The 15,441-nt window shown below is 37.8% G+C and carries 12 protein-coding genes and 1 tRNA gene; 4 read left to right on the top strand and 9 right to left on the bottom strand.

From position 1 onward, the window contains the following. Window positions 1-62 precede the first annotated feature (62 nt). Genes LDB17_RS08325 through LDB17_RS08310 form a run of 4 tightly spaced genes read right to left on the bottom strand, consistent with a single transcriptional unit; the run spans window position 63 to window position 2,958 of the window. Window positions 63-641 (bottom strand): Maf-like protein, encoded by a 579-nt coding sequence (locus LDB17_RS08325; RefSeq protein ID WP_252637914.1) that lies wholly within the window; start codon window positions 639-641, stop codon window positions 63-65. Beyond that, window positions 642-1,103, bottom strand: a complete 462-nt coding sequence (locus tag LDB17_RS08320; protein WP_252637913.1) for a methylated-DNA--[protein]-cysteine S-methyltransferase — start codon at window positions 1,101-1,103, stop codon at window positions 642-644. Further along, window positions 1,051-2,124, bottom strand: a complete 1,074-nt coding sequence (locus LDB17_RS08315) for a GNAT family N-acetyltransferase (protein WP_135105597.1) — start codon at window positions 2,122-2,124, stop codon at window positions 1,051-1,053. Before LDB17_RS08315 ends, LDB17_RS08320 begins: the two co-directional genes overlap by 53 nt. Then, window positions 2,125-2,958: a 1-acyl-sn-glycerol-3-phosphate acyltransferase gene (locus tag LDB17_RS08310; RefSeq protein ID WP_252637912.1), complete on the bottom strand. Its 834-nt coding sequence runs from the start codon at window positions 2,956-2,958 to the stop codon at window positions 2,125-2,127. It abuts the gene before it with no gap. 141 nt (window positions 2,959-3,099) lie between these two features. On the opposite strand from LDB17_RS08310, the gene trxA reads away from it, so the two are divergent. Beyond that, window positions 3,100-3,531 (top strand): thioredoxin, encoded by a 432-nt coding sequence (gene trxA / locus LDB17_RS08305; RefSeq protein WP_252637911.1) that lies wholly within the window; start codon window positions 3,100-3,102, stop codon window positions 3,529-3,531. A 70-nt stretch (window positions 3,532-3,601) separates the two neighbouring features. Here the strand turns inward: trxA and LDB17_RS08300 are convergent, their stop codons facing one another. Together LDB17_RS08300 and LDB17_RS08295 are read right to left on the bottom strand one after the other, a co-directional pair. Next, entirely contained in the window at window positions 3,602-6,256 is a 2,655-nt protein-coding gene (locus LDB17_RS08300; RefSeq protein WP_252637910.1) for a transglutaminase domain-containing protein, read from the bottom strand. Window positions 6,257-6,333: 77 nt separating this feature from the next. Continuing rightward, complete coding sequence (locus tag LDB17_RS08295; RefSeq protein WP_252637909.1) at window positions 6,334-9,144, bottom strand: putative LPS assembly protein LptD; 2,811 nt, start codon at window positions 9,142-9,144, stop codon at window positions 6,334-6,336. Between the two features lie 194 nt (window positions 9,145-9,338). On the opposite strand from LDB17_RS08295, the gene LDB17_RS08290 reads away from it, so the two are divergent. Next, window positions 9,339-10,616, top strand: coding sequence for a M64 family metallopeptidase (locus LDB17_RS08290; protein WP_252637908.1), 1,278 nt, complete (start codon window positions 9,339-9,341; stop codon window positions 10,614-10,616). Between the two features lie 105 nt (window positions 10,617-10,721). Further along, complete coding sequence (locus tag LDB17_RS08285) at window positions 10,722-11,426, top strand: hypothetical protein (protein WP_252637907.1); 705 nt, start codon at window positions 10,722-10,724, stop codon at window positions 11,424-11,426. Window positions 11,427-11,720: 294 nt separating this feature from the next. Here LDB17_RS08285 and ahcY read toward each other — a convergent pair whose 3' ends face one another. Both ahcY and LDB17_RS08275 read right to left on the bottom strand, forming a co-directional pair. Beyond that, window positions 11,721-13,139 (bottom strand): adenosylhomocysteinase, encoded by a 1,419-nt coding sequence (ahcY, locus tag LDB17_RS08280; RefSeq protein ID WP_252637906.1) that lies wholly within the window; start codon window positions 13,137-13,139, stop codon window positions 11,721-11,723. Between the two features lie 15 nt (window positions 13,140-13,154). Continuing rightward, window positions 13,155-14,237, bottom strand: a complete 1,083-nt coding sequence (locus LDB17_RS08275) for a mannose-1-phosphate guanylyltransferase (protein WP_252637905.1) — start codon at window positions 14,235-14,237, stop codon at window positions 13,155-13,157. Window positions 14,238-14,399: 162 nt separating this feature from the next. Here LDB17_RS08275 and LDB17_RS08270 point away from each other — a divergent pair. Beyond that, window positions 14,400-14,483, top strand: a tRNA-Leu gene (locus LDB17_RS08270). Between the two features lie 69 nt (window positions 14,484-14,552). On the opposite strand, the gene LDB17_RS08265 is transcribed toward LDB17_RS08270, so the two are convergent. Further along, entirely contained in the window at window positions 14,553-15,365 is an 813-nt protein-coding gene (locus LDB17_RS08265; RefSeq protein WP_252637904.1) for an AbiH family protein, read from the bottom strand. Between the last annotated feature and the right edge of the window lie 76 nt (window positions 15,366-15,441).

The following is a 15,441-nucleotide window of genomic DNA, read 5'->3' as shown; positions in this document are numbered from 1 at the left end:
ATTAGTTTGGTATTTATTATAAGAAAAGACGGTTCCAAACCGTCTTTTTTATTTTATATAGTTCAAAACTTTTTCAGTTCCCTATATAATCTTTGTATCGGCAATCCCATTATATTAAAATACGATCCTGAGATATACTCCACTGCGATATAGCCTATCCATTCCTGCACACCGTATGCTCCGGCTTTGTCGAAAGGCTTATAGTTGGAAACGTAATACTCAATTTCATCGTCTTCTAGTTTTGCGAAGCGAACTTCGGACGATACACCAAACGATTCTTGTTTTTCTTTCGTCGTGATTGACACACCTGTAATTACCTGATGCGTTTTTCCGGAAAGATCGCGTAGCATCTGTTTAGCATCTGTATCATCGGAAGGTTTACCATAAACTTTTCCATCAAGCAGAACAATTGTATCTGCTGTTATCAATAATGTATTGTCATCCAGTTGATCGAGATAAGCATTTGCCTTTTCTTTCGCGATATAGATCGCAATATCTTCTCCTATAAGATTGTCTGGATACGACTCATCGATATTTGGCAGTGTTTTTACTTCATAAGGAATGTTTAATCCACTCAGAAGTTCTTTTCTGCGAGGAGAATAGGATGCTAGTATTATGTTATATCGAGAAAGATTCAGCATTTACATGAAGTTATAATAATTTTCGAGTTCAAGAAGAAGGCGCTTTATATCTGTTCCATATGCATAGCCGCCCAGTCCTCCTCCTTCATTTACCACACGGTGGCAAGGGACTATAATGGCTAGATTATTTTTTCCGTTTGCAGCCCCTACAGCTCTACATCCTTTGGGTGAGCCTATAGCGATAGCTTCATCTTTATAGGAGACGGTCTTGCCGTAAGGGATTGTGCTCAGGTATTCCCATGCTTTTTGCTGAAACGGTGTACCGTTTTGTTTCAGGGGTAAGTCAAAAACTTTACGTTCTCCGGAGAAATATTCTTTCAACTGTTTTATTGCATTATTCAAAAGTGGTGAAGAGTCGGCTTTTTCCTCCCCTTCTTGGTGAATAATCCTTACCGATGAAATATAACCGTCAGTTTCTCTTATCTCGATTAATCCTACGGGAGATTGTAAAAAAGCCTTCATTTTTTCTTTTCTTCGGTTTAGGCCTGTCTTCGTATTTTGTCCAACTCCAGTTTATCATTTGTCGAAGTCTCTTCAAAAAACGTTTCGAAGGTTTATCTTTTAAGTAGGACTCAATATGTCTTTTTTTCTTTTCTTCTAATATCTCATCTACATTGATGAGGATTCCTGTTTCCTCTACATTGCCAAAAGTGTCGTTTACTGCCGTTCCAAAGACTTTCATTTGAGGGGAAAGACTCATGTAAGCATTTACAAGTGGAGGAATATTAAGATCTAATTTGCGAACGGAAGTATTTAATATTCGATAGTCAGACTTGAACGACTCTCCATCAAATAGCCTTCTCAGCTTGCTCTTTTCGGTCTCTATCGTTAAGGCTTGCTTTGGCCATACAAGTTTTTCGGGATCAGGGAAATACTTATTCAGAAAATACAGAATCATATCCCGGGCTTGTGTATTGTATGTGTCGTACATTGTTACCTTCCCAAAAAAATACTTCATGGAAGGGTCTGCCACAGATAGGGCACCTAATCCATCCCAAAGATTATCTAATGCGAAGATACCTCTCGAGCCGGCTAGTGTTGATTGATATTCGAGCGTAACAAACGAACGTCCAAGCTCGAATGTATAAGGGAGATATTCCTTAATAAACCTTTCGGAGAAATGGAACAAATGCGATGTAGCCAATATGGGTTCACCATTCTCATCGAAGCAAATATCAGGTCCGCATATAAAGCGATATCCACCGATTATTTCTCCTGCTTCAGGATTCCATACTATTAATTGCTTATATGGATTATCCATTTTGTCGTACTCGTCTATATCTACAGACTTTCCTGTTCCTCCGCCATAATACCGGAATGCTATCTCACGCAGACGGCCTATCTCCAGCATCACATTCGGCGAATTATGATGTGTGACAATATAGATCTCATTGTTAGCCTTATTTGTATACCTGAGAAATTTATCTTTCGTCAGTTCGGCTCTCAATAAATCCTTATTTATCGGTGCGATAACAGTTTCCATTTATTGCTTGTTTGTTTTTGCCAAATTATATGACTTTTCCTTTACATACTGCGCCCATTGCATAGCACTCTTTGAATTGTCAAAGAATGTATATGGTATAGGTTCACCAAATGTAATGGAAAAACTTTTATTTTTATTCTTAAACATTTCGTCAGGCAATAGGATCAACTCAATATTAAATTTTATGCCCAAACGCTTTCTTATATTTGCAAATCTATAAAAGAAATTTGAATTTTTGCCCTCAAAGTGCACAGGAACTACATCCCTCCTTGATTCTACAGCTTTCAGAATAAAATTTTTCTTCCAATCCAAATCATGAATCTTGCCATTCTCTTGTCTGGAACATAAGCCCGCAGGGAAGGTAATGATTTGGTTGTCCGATTCATAGGCTTCATTTAGGCTTGTGGTCGCTTGTTTCGACTGACGTCCATATTTATTGACCGGAAGAAAAATAGGTTGCAGATTCTTAATAAAGTATAAAACATCGTTTACTACGTATTTTATTTTTTTATCGAATCGTTCTCCAATAACCGCAGATAAGCAGATGCCATCGAGTCCGCCTAAAGGGTGGTTTGATACAAATATATACTTTCTGTCATCCTGAATATTTTCTAGCCCCGAGGTTTCTAATGTAAGATTAAAATATCCTACAACCGCCTGCATAAAATCCACTCCATACTTATCTGCATAGATCGTAAGTATTTCGTTGAGTTCATCTAAATGGATTTTTCGCTTGAGGTAGTTTATTGCAAAACGTGGGACCTTATTATAAATCTTGGGAGCTTTCTCGGCAAGTACTTTATCTAAATCTAGTATTTGAGGTTCGTGATTCATTCCGTATTATATACCTTTCTGATGCAAAAATAGTTGAATTTAATATATATCATACCGAAAAATGTATAAATAGTTATAACAAGAACATTTTAATAGATAAGAACTATTATATTTGCCCAAAATCATATAAAACTATTAATAATGAGACGTAAAATAACTTTTCCAATACTCGGCATAGTCCTTATGACTTTAGCGATCTTGTTGGGAAGCAATAGTGTGTTTGGTAATAATAACACTACTACAAATATTGATACTCCTATTGTAACGCTTACCTCCTCTAATTATGAAAAAGAGACCGGAACAGGATTAGTGTTTGTTGACTTCTGGGCTCCGTGGTGTGGTCCATGTCGCCGAATGGCTCCTATTCTCGAAAGTGTAGCTAAAGAATACAAAGGATCGGTAAAGGTTGCGAAAATGAATGTTGACAACTACAAGAAATTCTCAATAGATAAAGGGATTGAGGTATTGCCTACTATTGTTGTATACAAAGATGGAAAGGAGATTACTCGCTTGAGAGGTTTGGTATCTAAAGAAGACCTTGTGAAAATAATTACAGAGCATACAAAAAAGTAAGCTGTTACTATAAATAACAAAAATGGCAGATCATCTGATCTGCCATTTTTTGTATTTTATATTTCAACTGTTATTTTGTTCCTTTCTCCAATTCTATTGTCTTAATTATATTCTCTCCGATTCCAATGCGGTAACCTTGTGAAGAATACAAAATTCCTCCATTGGTAGAGATATATACTGTAAGCGGGAAGTTGTTTGAGAATTCGATTTGCAAAGCTCCCGCAACTGTATTTAACAGAGTCCTGTTATGATCAGTCATCCATAATGATTGCTTAGGTAGACCTTTAAAGACAGAAGCATCAAACGCTTTACTTAGCTTGTCGTCAGGAATAGCAAACAAGATTCCTCCGCCCCATTCTTCAATGGCTTGTTGTACGGCCGGAAGGTCTTGCAGAATATGCTTGGTCGGTTCTTTGTCCGGATCAGCAAAGCAGATCATCAAACCTTTACCGTTCGTTAGTTCTTTGATTGACTTTTTACTACCGTCTTGTAATGTGACAACTGTGTTCGGATCTACGATACCTTGTACCTGAATGCGACCTTCTACTTTCGGCAATTCGATTTCGAATGTTTTCGCTTCATTGCCTTTTACTTCAAAATAGCGTGTACTTATCGTTACAGAACCATCATTTCCACGACTGCCTGTCATCAAACGATAGTAGCCTGCATCCACTGTTATTTTAGTCGGTAGATCTTTTATACTGTTTTCATAATCGAGAGTAACAAAGTCACCATTGTCGTATCGGGCAATTGTGAAATGAGTATAATAACCCGGCTTCACAATATTATCCTTTGCATTTGTAAACTGAATAGTAGCCTTTGGCTGTTCTTCGGCTTGCTTATCAAAGAATACGTCAGTCCATGCAGTTTCCCCCTTCAGATATTGAGGGCGTCCTGTTGCACGATCAATACGTGCAGGGATATCCATAGAGCGACAAAGAGCAACAAATAATATATCCCTTGATGGCTTATCTGAAACTTTCAATTCATATACGCCTTGAGGTGAGATCGGACATTTGAAATAATTTTGTTCTTCATCTATTTTTATATTTTCAAGAACAAAGTTTATTACTTCATTAATATCATTTCTCGATTTGTTTACAAAATCTTCCGTTAATGCTTTTTTGAAGAAGCTTCGCCACGGACGAATCAATTCTTGTGATATTCTTGGAGAATAGATACTACCTACCAGAGGGCTGTCTTCTGCTAGTTTCTTTTGTGTCGCATCTTGTCCGATAGTTAGGTGATCTAACAGGTATGCAGCCGGAGTATCTCGTAAATCTTTATCGGATAGAGATAACAAGAAAGTATTCAGATATGGATTATCTTTTTTAGCCTCCATGAAAGAGGATATTTCCTGCCAGTTTCCTTGCGATTTGGATAAAATATTCCAAGTCTTATCAGGGTTTAGCTTATTTTTTTCTGCAAATTTCTTAGCATCCGATTCTCTTATAAATGTTGCCATATATGCATTGCGTATCGAGTCTTCGTGTGCCAGACGCTTCGCATTTTCTGCAATCTTTTCGGGTGCTAACTCTTTTATGGCTTGTTCTGCCGGAGCTTCCATTACAATGGTTTCATCTAAGCCTTTCCCGGGTTTATTGTTCAACGTAACTGTCACTTCTCCCGATTCAGGAGTAGATTTAGCATATCCATATATATCGCCCTTATTTGCCCAAACAAATATGTCTCCCATACCCGAGATTATAGAAGCTGTTCCATTCGTTTTAGTAGTGGTCGTTGCGATAGGGTAAAACTCAGCATAATTGTACACTTTAAATTTTACGGTTGCACCTTCTACAGGTTTGCCGGCTTCGTCTACTATTTTTACTTTTACATCGCGTGTGTTTGTATAATTACCAAGTAGATTGATAATCGAATAGAGGTCTGTTTGTACATTCTTTTCCTCAGGTCCATTGTACAGACCAAAAACATTTGTGTGTACCATCATGGCTCGTTTTACCGGAGCAGAGAACCATGCTACATCCAATTCTGGTTCTGGTTCGCAAGCTCCTATATAATGCCATTTGCCATCTACCCATGCTTCTACCCATGCGTGATTGTCGTCGGTGTGTACCCAGCGTGGCGTGTAACACTGGCGGGCAGGAATACCTACAGCACGAAGAGCAGCGGTAGTGAAAGTCGATTCTTCGCCACAGCGTCCCCAAGATGTTTTAGCTAAAGCCAGAGGAGCTGATGTGCGTCCGTCTGTTCCTCGGTAAGTTACTTTTTCGTGACACCAATGGTTTACTTCCAATACTGCTTTTTCCATTGTCAGCCCTTTTACTCTATCTTTGAGTTCATCGAAGAACACTTGTCGGGCAGTATCTAGGTTTTCATTATTTACACGATAGACCAATACAAAATGGCGGAATATATCATCCGGTATTTTTTTACCCCAATCGAAGTAATCACGAGCTTTGAATGCTGCATCTACTTGACCAAGAAAAAAATCCGCATCATAATCTGCCAGATCCGAAAGAGGCATATAAGCGTATAGGAATTCTAAAGCCTCACGTTGTTCCAGAGTGAGGTCTTGTTTATCTAAAACAGAAAACAATTGTTCGTTACGTCCTGCCGCAAGGTCTTTGCGTTTCATAAACTGTTGGTGTACTTGTTCCCTATACTCTTTATCTTTAAGGAAATGCTTGTCTGCCGAACTGCATGCGCCTAAGATAAAAAGAAGAGATATCATTAATAGAGAACTGAAAATGATTTTTTTCATCTTTGGTGATATTTATAGGTTTAGTAAAAGACAAATACTGATAATACTTTGCATAGCTCAAAGTATTATAAAACATATTAATCCCAATTAGGATCATAGCTGGAAGCTCGTCCGCGTTGCTCGTATTTCAAATCCTGGAGCATTGAAGAACTTGCACGTAACGATACATAATATGATTTGTATTGACCCACAGGGTTGAAACTTGCCGAGATAGACCAACAGTGTAGGTTGCGAGTAAGATTACAACTCATGTATGCTATTTTACCGGCATCGAAGTCATAACTGGCATTGAAATTGAAACTCCAATTTTTGGTCGGTTGTATATTTCCGTTCAAGCTGAGGGCTTTAGTTAGCGTACCTCTATATTCTGCATAATCGTTTCGAGCTGCTTGCTTAGGTAGTTTATTCGTATTGTAATTCATTGAGAAGCTGATCCCCAAATTCCACTTGATCTCATTTTTTACATAACCATCTTCATCATACTGGTTATCATCTTTCTTTGTCTCCATCAAGCTTTTACGTTCTTCTTCTTCTCCGGGTGCGGCTAAATTATTCTCACTCTGTGTGGATTCATCTTCCTTCTTTTTAGAATCCTTATCCTTGTCATCGCCGCCTCCAAACCATTTTTTGAATGTATCCTGATTAATGGATGGTGATATGGAATATCCTGTACTTTTCAATCGTCCAAACCCTTTCCCATTTGAAATACGAAGTTCGTTCACCCTTCTCAAACTGGTTACTTCTCCTGCATCGTTTGTTTCAGCTCTATAGAGGTATGGATCGAATGCTGCATTCAGATTTACAGTAAACGATTTGCTGAATTTCAGTCGAAGTCCCATGTTAATATCACTCCATTTGAACTCTTTGGCCATCATGTTGTGACTGAAATTAATCCCGAGATTATCAATCAGACTGATCTTCTTTATAGAGTCGTTAGAGTCTCTGTATTTCATTTCAATATTGTTGTCGAAGCTGAAATTGATCATTCCTTGGGCTCCTGGGCTTGGTACACCAAACATACCTTGTTCATATGGAGAATATTTATTTCCTGTATCTCTCCAATTTCCTTCCGAATCATAGTAATATAACTTCTCATAAAATCCGAATTTTTGACTACTGAAATCCGGAGCATAACTTAGGCTTATGCTAGGGGTGAACACATGGCGGATCTGAGTGTTCTTTGAAAATATAGGAGTGAACATTCCATACAGCTTGGTTTGAAAACCAAGAGAGAAATTGAAATCATAAACGCGGTTGAATGAATAGGTTGTGTCTTCAGCTATCATGCGGCGTTGATCAGTATCCCATCGTTTTTCTATTTTGCTTGTATACCATCGCTCGGTATAGTTGAAAGACGGAGTGATATTTAGGTAGTTTAACGCACTGAAAGTGGCAGACACAGGGATTGTATGTTTCATTGCATTATTCCAGTCTTTTTGCAAGTTGGACTGAAATAGTTTGTTTTCTTTTGTCGTAATACTATTTCTTAAATCTCCCGTATAACTCAATTGTATCTTCTCGTACCATTTTTCTGCGCCTACAGCATCCTTCCTCTTAAACGGAGTTATGCGGCTCATAGTAACTGTAACGTTAGGCAAGGTAAGAGATATTGTTGAGTCTTGTGTCCGTTGTGCTGCACTAATATTAGCAGAGAAACTCCAAGGAGAATTAGGTATTTTCTGGGTAAGAGTTACATTTGAACTTTTTGTATTACTCGTTCCTACAGGAGTATAAGCTGTATTCAGATCATTACGGTCGTATGAACTGGTAGAAAACTGTACACTTGCCGATAACGTTCTAAACATATTCGACTTAGGGTCTTGGCTGTGTGTCCAGTTGATTTTTAGGTCTTTTGCCAAAGAGTAATCTATTCCCTTTTCTCCGAGTTTGGTAACTAGATATCCTACATCAAATCCCCCCGAATACTTATACCTTTTTCTGTATGATGAGCGGGCATTGATTCCCCACGAACCCTTGGTATATATTTCTCCGGTCACAGCTAAATCGATATTATCATTGATCGCAAAGTAATAACCTCCGTCTCTTAAGTTAAATCCTCGGGCGAGCTCATCTCCATAAGATGGCATAATAACCCCCGAAGAATACTTTTCAGAAAATGGGAAAAATCCAAACGGTAAACCGATAGGAAGAGGTAGATCTTCAATGACAAGATATGCAGGGCCTGTTACGACGTTCTTTTTAGGTCTCACCTTGGCTTTTGTCAGTGCCAAGTAAAAGTGAGGGTGTTCGTGATCGTCGCAAGTGGTATATTTTCCCTCTCTCATGAAAAACGAATTGTCGTCGTTCTTTTTTGCTCTGCTTGCTACAATATATCCTTCTCCTTGAGTGGTAATCACATTTGTAATATAACCTTTCTTTGTTTTAAAGTTATATTTCATTGTTTTTGATTCGTAGTCTGTTCCTCCATCAGTAAATACAGGGAATCCAAATTCTTTTCCTACAGAATCGAGACCGTATGTGGCGTAAACAAGGCTACTATCCATGTTCATCCATATCTTTTCTCCTTTGAGTGAAATATCGGTGTATTTCACAACGCTTTCGCCATATAGATACCCCCAATTTCCTGCTGTAAGAACTATAGAGTCATTGGCTGTATAGTCTACTACAGCGTCCAAAACAGCTTTCTTTTTCTTTATAGAGTCGGACGGAAGAGAGTCTCCACGCATCTGTATAAAATCATTCTGAGTCTTACGAACCGGGTCTCGACTTAAACGAACCCGAGGTGATGCAGAGTCGGTAGGCAATGAGTCTTGAGGGTTGTCGAGATGTGCTATACGTGACTCTATACGAGAAATTTGTGCACCCCAAAAAGGCACAGAAAAAAGAATAAGCAGAAACGTATACGTCAACAACTGAATTTTCCTCATGTAGAGACCTCTAACTATATAGTGTATTCGGATGCAAAGCTAATCAATTATATAAGAAAGCATAATATGAAAAATCAAAAAAAGTATAAATTTTCATCTTCCATCCTAAGAATCAAATTGAATTGAAAGAAACTTTATCCTTAAATATTGTGATTAATTTTTTATCTTTGTTCTATTCTAAAACGAAGCTTTTCATGAAATATTTTCTGTTAACCCTATCACTTTTCCTTCTTGCACTGGGGGGATATTCTCAAAACTTTGAAGAATACTTTGAAAACAAAACGTTGCGTGTCGATTATATATTTACAGGAGACAATGTCTCTCAAACCGTTTCTCTCGAACAATTGAACCAATTGCCCCAATGGGCAGGACGCCGTCTCCATCTTGCAGAACTGGGAAGGCAAGGAAACGGGCAAATCAAAATGACGGATCATAGAACCGGAAAATGTATTTATCTTGAATCCTTCAGTTCGTTATTTCAGGAATGGCTGACTGTCCCGGAAGCTGCTACAGTAAGAAAAAGTTTCGAAAATACATTCTTATTACCATACCCAAAAGATAAGGTTGATATAGAGGTAAGTTTGCGAGAAAAAGACGGTTCGTACAAAACCGCTCTTAGGCATACTGTCACTCCTGACGATATCCTAATAAGGAAAAAAGGATTGAAAAATATCCCGGCTTATACCGTTATACATCAAGGTGGACCTGTAGATAAATGCCTCAATGTCGTTATTTTGGCAGAAGGTTATACGTCTTCTGAAATGGACAAATTTAGGCAAAATGCAAAAATGGCATGCGAACAGATTTTAGCACATAGCCCATTTAATCGTATGCAAGATAAGTTCAACTTTATTGCTGTAGAAACAGAATCGAAAGACTCTGGTGTAAGCGTTCCTCGTAAAGGCAAATGGAATGAAACGGCTTTTCATTCCCATTTCGATACCTTTTATTCTGATCGTTATCTGACTACTACGAATGTAAAGGATGTACACGATGCAATTGCAGGAATACCTTATGCTCATATCATTATATTAGCAAATACTGATGTATATGGCGGTGGTGGTATTTTTAATGCCTATACATTGACCACGACGGGGCATGCAGACTTCAAGCCTGTTGTTGTTCATGAATTTGGTCATAGCTTTGGTGGATTGGCCGATGAATACTACTATGAAAATGATACATTTAGCGATAGCTACCCTTTTGGTGTAGAACCTTGGGAACCAAATATAACAACGCTTGTTGATTTCAATGTGAAATGGAAAAGCTTATTGGTAAAAGACACTCCGATTCCTACTGATGCTAAGTTGGCAGATAAATATCCGATAGGGGTTTTTGAAGGAGGAGGCTATTCGTCCAAAGGGATATATCGTCCTGCTGTTGACTGTAGAATGAAGACAAATACTTGCAAAGATTTTTGTCCTGCATGTCAAAAGGCACTCGAACAACTCATTAAATTTTATACCGAATAAAAAAAATATAGTTAAGGATTTTATTTATAAGGATAAAACAGCTATTTTTGTCGCTGCTAAATTTGAAATAAACAGAATAATATAAATATTTATAACAGATTAAAAATGTCTAAAAAGAAACAAGCTGAATTGCGTGAAGAAAAAGACTGGGAACGTATTGGAACAGCAGTTGCAGAATCAGAACGTTTCATTGAAAAATACCAAAAACAATTACTAATAGGTATTGGTGCTATAGTTGTGGTCGTTAGTGCATTTCTTGCATACAACTATTTTATTGTAGGACCAAAAACTACCGAAGCTCAGGTGGCAATGTTCAGAGGTGAACAGTACTTCAGAGCCGGACAAGATTCATTAGCTGTTTTTGGAGATAAAAACGGATATGTAGGATTTGAGTCAATCATAAGTGATTATGGTTCTACTAAAGCCGGAAAACTGTCTAAACTATATGCCGGAATCTGTTATGCAAATATGGGTAACTACGAGAAAGGTCTTGAATACCTGAAAGACTATAGCGGTAGTGATAAAATAATATCACAACTGGCGAATGGTGCAATCGGCGACTGCTTGGATAACCTGGGAAAATCAGATGAGGCTGTTTCATATTATATCAAGGCTGCTAAAGGTGTAGATAATGCTTCTCAAAGCCCTATGTTATACAAAAAAGCAGGTCTTATATATCGTAATCAAGGAAATTACGATAAAGTAATTGAGGTGTTTTCAATTATAAAGAATCAATATATGAATTCTCCTTTAGCTATTGAAGCAGACAAATATATTGATGAAGCTAATATATTGAAAGGACAGAAATAATAGATCTTTATTATATATTATACAAAAGAGTTCCGCTAGACAGCGGAACTCTTTTTGTTTATATTACTTTTCTAAATAACAATTATCTAATTAAAAGTGATCTTTGAAATAAAAGTAAGATTAAGAGTGGTAATCAGAAACTAAAAAAGGTGACATAAAGAACAGATTGGAACCTGTCACTTTTGTCACCTTTGTCACTTTTTGAATAAGGAAGCGAGCGCTAATACCGTATCACATATTGCAAAAAAAAACGGGCTTTATGGTTAAAGCCCGTTTATATTGATAGATGATATCTTAGTATCTGTAATGTTCAGGTTTGTACGGACCTTCTACAGGAACCCCAAGATATTCGGCTTGTGCCTCAGTCAGCTTGGTCAACTTCACTCCAATTTGTTCAAGGTGTAGGCGTGCAACTTCTTCATCCAAATGTTTCGGCAAACGATAAACGTTTACTTCATAGTCGCGTACCCATAGCTCCAATTGAGCTAAGGTCTGGTTTGTGAATGAGTTACTCATCACGAATGAAGGGTGACCGGTGGCACAACCTAAATTCACTAAACGACCTTCGGCTAAAAGGAATATAGAATGCTCATCAGGGAATGTATATTTATCTACCTGCGGCTTAATGTTTACATGCTTAATGCTAGGGTAGTTTACAAGCTTGTCCACCTGGATTTCATTGTCAAAGTGTCCTATGTTACATACTATAGCCTGATCTTTCATGCGAGACATGTGCTCTATAGTTATAATATCCTTGTTGCCTGTTGTTGTAACAAAGATATTCCCTTCTTTCACGGCCTCTTCCATCGTTGTCACTTCAAAGCCTTCCATTGCTGCCTGCAAGGCGCATATCGGGTCTATCTCAGTGACTATGACACGAGCTCCGTACGAACGCATAGAGTGAGCACAGCCCTTGCCTACATCTCCATATCCTGCAACAACCACTACCTTACCGGCAATCATCACGTCGGTAGCTCTCTTGATACCATCGGCTAATGATTCGCGACAACCATAGAGGTTATCAAACTTAGACTTGGTTACCGAGTCGTTTACATTAATAGCCGGAACAAGTAGTTCGCCTCGCTCCATCATTTGATACAACCTGTGTACGCCTGTTGTTGTCTCTTCGGATACTCCTTTCCAATCGGCAACTGTGCGGTGCCAGCGATTGTTGTCATCCTTAAGAATACGAGACAGGGTGTCGAGTATTACTTGCTCTTCGTGGCTCGAAGCTTTTTTATTCAGAAAGTCAGCATTTTCTTCGGCTTTATATCCCCAGTGGATAAGCAGTGTAGCATCGCCGCCATCGTCTACTATCAGGTTTGGGCCTTTCCCTTCAGGGAAAGCTAAGGCTTGCTCTGTACACCACCAATATTCTTCAAGGGTTTCTCCCTTCCATGCAAATACGGGTATCCCGGCTGCTGCAATAGCTGCTGCCGCATGGTCTTGGGTAGAGAAAATATTGCAACTAGCCCAACGTATATCGGCTCCTAATTCTTTCAGGGTTTCGATAAGTACTGCTGTCTGCACGGTCATGTGTAACGAACCCATGATACGAGCACCTTTCAGCGGTTTTGTTGCTCCATATTTCTTGCGAAGTGCCATTAATCCCGGCATTTCATGCTCTGCTATTTCTATTTCTTTTCTCCCAAAGTCTGCCAGATTGATATCTGCTACAAGGTATGGAAGGTTTGGCAAAAGTTCTTTTGACATATATTTATTTGATTGTTATATATATTTTTCTCCGTATTTTAGTTTTACGTCAGCGACGAACTGCTTGATACGCTGTTCTTCCGACTTCTTGCAAATCAGCAGCACGCCGTCGGCTTCGGCTACAATATAGCCCTCTAAGCCTTGTATAACCGCTAATTTGCCGGCAGGCAATGTCACAACATTTTCGGCACTATCAAAAAATATAGTGTTGGCAATGAGCGACGCATTGGCATCATTATCTTTTTCCGATATTTCGTAAAGTGATCCCCAAGTTCCTAAATCAGACCATCCGAAATCTGCTGCCTGTACATATACATTTGTAGCTTTTTCCATTATGCCATAATCTATTGATATATTCGGGCAAAATGGAAAATTCTCATCAATGAAGGCTTTTTCTTTTTCTGTGCCAAAGGCATCGATACCACGGTCGAAACGAGAAGTTATCTCAGGAAGATATTCACGAAGTGCGCTTAAGATGGTTTTGTTATTCCAGATAAAGATACCTGAATTCCACAGGAACTCTCCGCTTTCGAAGAAGACCTTGGCCAGCTCCAAATTAGGTTTTTCGGTAAAGACTTTTACCTTATTCACTCCGTCCAGTTTCTCTTCGCTCATTTGTATGTATCCATAGCCTGTTTCGGGGCGACTAGGCTTAATGCCGAGTGTCAATAACGTATTGTGTTTAGATACAAACTTATAAGCGTTCTGAATAATAGAAAGGAATTCATCCTCTTTCAGAATCAAGTGATCGGAAGGAGCAACTACAATATTTGCTTCAGGATTAAAAGAGTTGATATGGTAAGTCGCAAAAGCAATACATGGGGCTGTATTGCGTCGCATTGGCTCTAACAATATCTGATTGGGTTTCAACTCAGGCAGTTCTTCTTGTACCATCTGAGCATATTCATTATTGGTGACTATAAATATGTTCTCAAGAGGAAGGATTCTTTTAAACCGGTCTACAGTCATCTGCAAAAGAGAACGTCCTGTTCCAAAGAAATCAAGGAACTGCTTTGGACGGGCTTCGCGGCTAAAGGGCCAAAAACGGCTGCCAATGCCACCACCCATGATCACGCAATAATTGTTCTTGTTATCCATGTTTGTTTTAAAAATTTATACAAAGTTATATCATACTAATATACAAACAAAACGATTAGGGACAATAGCGAAATAAAATTATACGATTCTTTTTCAAAAAAGTTATACTTGATCTTTTGATATATGAAAAATATGTGTACTTTTGCACCGCACTAGGCACAAGCCCAGATGGCGGAATTGGTAGACGCGCTGGTCTCAAACACCAGTGGATTCACTTCCATGCCGGTTCGATCCCGGCTCTGGGTACTAAGAAAGTCTGATAGAGAAATCTGTCAGGCTTTTTGTTATATTCCTTTATTAAAAAATAAAGATATTCTATTTTGATAAATCAATCATCTTAAAGTTTTGATGGGTTCTCAAGTATTGGATTCTATTAACGGTTAAACTATCTAATTGTTTAAAAATATCATACATACCTTCTTCCTTATAATAAGATATAGCTATATTTTTTCTGACAGAATGCGAATGACATGCATTCCCAAAAAAATCATCAAAATAATGATGGTCAGTTTCGCCTAAAGAATACCCTAAAAATATTATGTTATTTGCATTAGATAGTATTTGATTAACATCACATATTTCATTCCAGATACAAGTTGATTTTTTAAGAAAGACGTCATTTTTATTAATTCTTGCATTGTCTTCTACGCCAAAAACAATTTGGTTATTTTTAGCAGTACCATGCACCTTGAAAACTTTATGTTTTAAGTTTTTCTGATGTGTAATATATTCAAGACTTAATGTGTAATTAAAATTGAAAATTAATAATCTTTCAAATTTTTCTGTAAGAAATCTATAGGCTTGTGATGTCTTATCTATATATGACATATCTATGCTATTCAAGTAGTCACATAAAGATTTACGTAAAGATTGATATTCTTGTTTGAATAAATTTCTATTTGAGTTCGTATAGACTTCATTAGAGTAGTTTTTTAATTCATTCTCAATATCTATCCAATTATTTAAATCATGTTGGTTTTTGAGATATAAGCAAAGTTGATTATTTTCAGCTAATAATTTGCAGAAGAAATCACTCGAAATAAAATCACAATAGCCTGTTTTTAATCCTAAATTTAAATCAAATCCATTTCCCGTTATCAAAACTGCATCATATTCATTGTTAGGCATATATTAGTGTGTTTTTTAGATTGATTCTCAAATTTGGCTATAATACAAATAAATTTTTTATGATTTTAGGAATCCT

The organism is Dysgonomonas sp. Shenzhen-Wh21 (genome assembly GCF_043392705.1).
Classification (GTDB): domain Bacteria; phylum Bacteroidota; class Bacteroidia; order Bacteroidales; family Dysgonomonadaceae; genus Dysgonomonas.
This window is presented reverse-complemented; position numbering and strand designations above follow the sequence as displayed.

Coding starts and splice junctions, on each gene's coding strand:
- LDB17_RS08325 (WP_252637914.1), bottom strand. CDS start 641: ATGCTGAATCTTTCTCGATATAACATAATACTAGCATCCTATTCTCCT.
- LDB17_RS08320 (WP_252637913.1), bottom strand. CDS start 1,103: ATGAAGGCTTTTTTACAATCTCCCGTAGGATTAATCGAGATAAGAGAA.
- LDB17_RS08315 (WP_135105597.1), bottom strand. CDS start 2,124: ATGGAAACTGTTATCGCACCGATAAATAAGGATTTATTGAGAGCCGAA.
- LDB17_RS08310 (WP_252637912.1), bottom strand. CDS start 2,958: ATGAATCACGAACCTCAAATACTAGATTTAGATAAAGTACTTGCCGAG.
- trxA (WP_252637911.1), top strand. CDS start 3,100: ATGAGACGTAAAATAACTTTTCCAATACTCGGCATAGTCCTTATGACT.
- LDB17_RS08300 (WP_252637910.1), bottom strand. CDS start 6,256: ATGAAAAAAATCATTTTCAGTTCTCTATTAATGATATCTCTTCTTTTT.
- LDB17_RS08295 (WP_252637909.1), bottom strand. CDS start 9,144: ATGAGGAAAATTCAGTTGTTGACGTATACGTTTCTGCTTATTCTTTTT.
- LDB17_RS08290 (WP_252637908.1), top strand. CDS start 9,339: ATGAAATATTTTCTGTTAACCCTATCACTTTTCCTTCTTGCACTGGGG.
- LDB17_RS08285 (WP_252637907.1), top strand. CDS start 10,722: ATGTCTAAAAAGAAACAAGCTGAATTGCGTGAAGAAAAAGACTGGGAA.
- ahcY (WP_252637906.1), bottom strand. CDS start 13,139: ATGTCAAAAGAACTTTTGCCAAACCTTCCATACCTTGTAGCAGATATC.
- LDB17_RS08275 (WP_252637905.1), bottom strand. CDS start 14,237: ATGGATAACAAGAACAATTATTGCGTGATCATGGGTGGTGGCATTGGC.
- LDB17_RS08265 (WP_252637904.1), bottom strand. CDS start 15,365: ATGCCTAACAATGAATATGATGCAGTTTTGATAACGGGAAATGGATTT.